The organism is Vibrio sp. V39_P1S14PM300, from assembly GCF_009904765.1.
Taxonomy (GTDB): domain Bacteria; phylum Pseudomonadota; class Gammaproteobacteria; order Enterobacterales; family Vibrionaceae; genus Vibrio; species Vibrio proteolyticus.
Genome location: NZ_WXWP01000254.1, coordinates 1 through 4,278, shown reverse-complemented (window position 1 = coordinate 4,278; position 4,278 = coordinate 1). Strand labels below are relative to the sequence as shown.

2 protein-coding genes are annotated in these 4,278 nt (G+C 42.1%); one reads left to right on the top strand and one right to left on the bottom strand.

Features of this window, described 5'->3' with window-relative positions:
• On the bottom strand, positions 1-498 hold a 498-nt coding region (locus CAG65_RS12840; protein ID WP_161453909.1), incomplete at its 3' end, for a hypothetical protein.
• 857 nt (positions 499-1,355) lie between these two features.
• Here CAG65_RS12840 and CAG65_RS12835 point away from each other — a divergent pair.
• Complete coding sequence (locus tag CAG65_RS12835; RefSeq protein ID WP_161453907.1) at positions 1,356-4,220, top strand: DNA polymerase; 2,865 nt, start codon at positions 1,356-1,358, stop codon at positions 4,218-4,220.
• The last annotated feature ends 58 nt before the right edge of the window (positions 4,221-4,278 follow it).

The window sequence follows — 4,278 nt, the reverse complement described above, 5'->3', positions numbered from 1 at the left end:
CTCCTGTAACATAGAAATATCTTCATCCAAAGCTTCGTACCCCTCTCCAAGAGAATCCATGATATGTGGTTTTTCTCTCTCAAGTGCATTCTCTAATGCGTTTTGAAAGCCTATGTTTTCGCTACAATACCGAACGACTTCATTCTTAGTCTGCCTACTTGCAACAGTTTCAGCATTAGTTTTGATGTATAAAGGAATGGAAATACCCAATATTGTTAATAAGGTAATTAAAAGCGTAATGATCGTCGTATAGAATCCCGAAATTTGAGATAGCAGATCATTTCCTCCTATCACAACGCCTTTTTCAACTAACCTACCAAGCATTAAAGCATCTTTATAGTTTAAAGGACTGCTGGGCTTCTCTATAAAAGCTCCTCTAGCATTTTCAACTAACACACTGACAGGCTGATCAAACCAAAAAAATAACCCCACCCAAAACAAAATAGTACCAACGATAGCGGAGAATGCTAACAATAGAGCTAAAGCCAATTTCGACATATGTTTCTCTCAAGAGGTGGCGGTCGTATACTTAATAACTACACTTCCATTCATATCTAGACAACGCAAGGACAGAGGTTTACCTCAATTCCCAATGAAGCTACGCGCATATGAACTCTAACATATTACTGTATACAAACACAGTGACATCAATCTAAGTAACACCAATTTCGGGCTGCATAGTTTACAGAAATTTCAGAACCAATATAAGAAATAGATAGATTGTTATCTCACGCACTTAAGCATAATGAGAAACTGTACACAAAGATACGTCACCTAGTGCCCTCCTAAAACAACAGCATTAGTTACACTCACAGCTAACAATATATTTCGCCATAGAAAGCCAGATCCCTTACGGAATCTGACTTTGAGTTCGTAACGTGATACAACGTAGCGAGTTTTTTCCAGTATGGTCCTGGCTGTCTTCTTCTAACATCATTACAGCAACCTGAAACGCATCAGGATGGAAAGTCAACGACGCCTGATCCCACTACAAGATCAGGCGTCGATACCACTCAGAAAATCGGTCAGATCTAGGTACTAAATCATTAATAAAATCATATTAAATCGGACCTCCTAGCGGAGTTATTTATATGTTTAGTTACACTCGATGAAAAACAGCACCGTTTTGAGAGTTTCCATACCTGGTATGGGTTTCTACTTTCATCAATTACCCCACTCTCCATACCACACATCAAAATCTCAAAAATCATCGTTCTGCCCCTCCCACTTTCTACACACCCTTTTAACTCACACACCAAACCAAGACGAAGCCACATTCATCAGTGGATGAGCTCTGTGGTATAAAGAGGGACGCATCACCCACCAACAATGCACTTGGTTTTAAGAGAACAACGATGAACAATGAAAACAAACCTAACCATGTTGAAGCCATAGATAAAGAACTCGACGAATACTTCCAAGCAGAAACCACCGACCAAACCACAGAATCAACCAGCATTGAACTCGACGCATTTCTAGCGCAAGAGCAAACCGATGAATACTCAAGTAAAGCCGTCGATGATGAGCTCGATATCTACTTCGAGAATGAACAGCAGTCACCATGGCAAGCACTCAAAGGTGATGATGAAGCGGTTCACATTGGTATAGACAGTGAGTACGTCTACAACGCCGAGGAAAACCGAAACGACATTCTGTCCTATCAGTATTATCTAATCGCAGGTGAACACCACATGAGTGATGTTGTGCTCACCCCCGTTGCTGATGTGATCAAGAAGTCCAGAGCCGCTAACAAAAGTCGTGAAGATGAACTTAAAGCGATTAATCGAATCAAGAAACCACGTAAGAAATTTGAAGAGTTCTTGGTGGAAGTTCTCCAAACTGCAATGGGGCGCGGATTTATCACAGGATGGCCAAAGAAAATCTACATCTATGCGCACTACCTCAGAGCTGACATGGTGTCATTCGAAGCGTTCTGGGATACCAGTCAGAAAGCGAAACTGGAAGTCGTCAGAAATACATTAACCTCCACGCGTGGCGCATACGGCATCGACTTAGACGCAGTGGGTAGAACCAAGCAAGCTTCAGAACCCGTCCACTTTACAGACAAGAATGGAAAGAAACGTGAGAGTCGCGTGCGCTTTGTAGATACTTTACTACTCAGTCCGGGGCAAAGTGGACTTGATAACGTCGGTGAACTAATCAAAATTCCTAAAGAAGTGATACCAGAGCCATATCGCAAAGACCGGATGGACGAGCTACTAGTAGAAAATGAGCCACTCTTCCTTCGTTACGCATTGAGAGACGCCGAAATCACCGTTAAGTACGGATTGGAAATGCAACACTTCGCCCTTAACGACATCAAAGAATCATTAAAGGGTAAAATTCCAGAAGAAAGGTTAGATAAACTTCAGTTTGAACATCTACCATCAACACTGGGTAACTTCTCAGTATCACTCTTCAAAGCACTCACGGGTGATAAAGACGCATTAAACCAAGCACTCGGTATGGAGACCAAAACGATTCAATATTGGAATCAAACTCAAGGTCGAGTTATGCAGAAGAAAGAAACTGTCATCACAGCAGGTCGTCGTATCTTCGAACAGCTCAGTGTCGATTGTTTCCATGGCGGCAGAAACGAATGTTACGTGTTTGGTGGCGTAAACTTAGGCGATTACAACGATTTTGACCTAGCTACGGCATACGTCAATGCCTTAATGGATATTAAACCTGTTTCATTTGAGAGAAGCTTCACCTCAACAGACATCAATGATTACCTTGGTCACAAGATGGGATTTGCTTACGTTAAGTTTAAATTCCCAGAGCATACTAAGTTTCCATCTCTTCCAGTAAGAACGGACTTATACGGTCTGTACTACCCACTAGAAGGCTACTCTTACTGCACCGCACCTGAAATAGAAGTCGCATATAACATGGGGTGTGATATTGAGATTCAGTTCGGTGTTATCGTTCCATGGGTTGAAGATAAAGAGCCACTTTTCAAAGGCTTTACGGAACTCATCAGAGAGCAAAGACAAAAATACACGGATGAAGGCGATAAATTCAGAGAGAAGCTATGGAAAGAGATAGGCAATACATTGTACGGTAAATTAGGACAAGGACTCAAAGGAAAACGAGGTTTCAACTCATTAGATGGGTTAAGCAAAAATATCCCACATTCTCCTGTTACCAATCCATATTTCGCAGCTCATGCGACAGGGTTCGTTAGAGCGGTTCTCTCAGAACAATTAGCAGGGATTCATAAACACCATTTCGATGGCGTTGCCATTGTAAGTGCCACAACAGATGGTTATCTCGTAGACTGTTCCGAAGACCAGCTCCATTTATCGGGAACCATTAGCCAACGGTTCAGTAAGATCTGCGAGCAAACGGGTGACGGTAAGATGATTAAGCATAAGCACCATGCTAAACAAATCATCGCAATGAAAACCCGTGGACAAATTACTGGTGAATATGGAGATACCGAACCCGTCATAGCAAAAGCAGGCGTTAAGCCACCAGAATCAGCCTTATCATCGGCAAAGGATGAAAATGCTTATATGGTCGAACTGTTCTTAGACCGCTATCCCGGACAAAAGATCCCAAACAACTCATTGATTTCACCCCGTGACATGTACCTTAAAGACATGGACTTGATAGAAATCCAACGAGAAAAAACTCTCAACTTAGAGTTCGACTTTAAGCGTAAACCCGTTAATCCTCGCATGACTAAAATCCGCCATCCTAAAGGTCACATCGTCGAGCATATCTACTTCGATACCGTACCGTGGAAGAACGAGCAAGAGGGACAACAGACTCGCGCATTGTTTGATGGATGGCGACGTGATAACTGTCTTAAAACCATGGAAGATTGGGAGAACTGGATCGACTACAGCAAAACCAAACCATTGTTGAAAGGGTCACACATTAAGTATGAAGAAGACGGTTCACACGGTGTCCTGCTAAAGCTCGCGTTAAGAGCTCTATCTAAAGAGAACTACGGACTCACCAAAACCATTAATGGTAAGAAACTCACTATCAAACAGCTTACTGAGCTGTTTAACAATGCAGGATTTGAAATCGCCCCTAATGCTATCAGTAACTCTAGACAAGCTGCTTTCCGTCCTAACGTACTCGCTGTAACACCAAGACTAATCCCACTATTACGTTGGTTAATTGCAACGTTCCCTGACATGGAGATAGAACACTTTTTCCATAAAGACGAACTGGATGAAGTAAAAATGATGTTGAAGAACTCGTGATAGGGGGTAACGATAGCGGAAAACGTGAAGAGAACCGCTTATACACAAACATATAACC

Coding starts and splice junctions, on each gene's coding strand:
- CAG65_RS12835 (WP_161453907.1), top strand. CDS start 1,356: ATGAACAATGAAAACAAACCTAACCATGTTGAAGCCATAGATAAAGAA.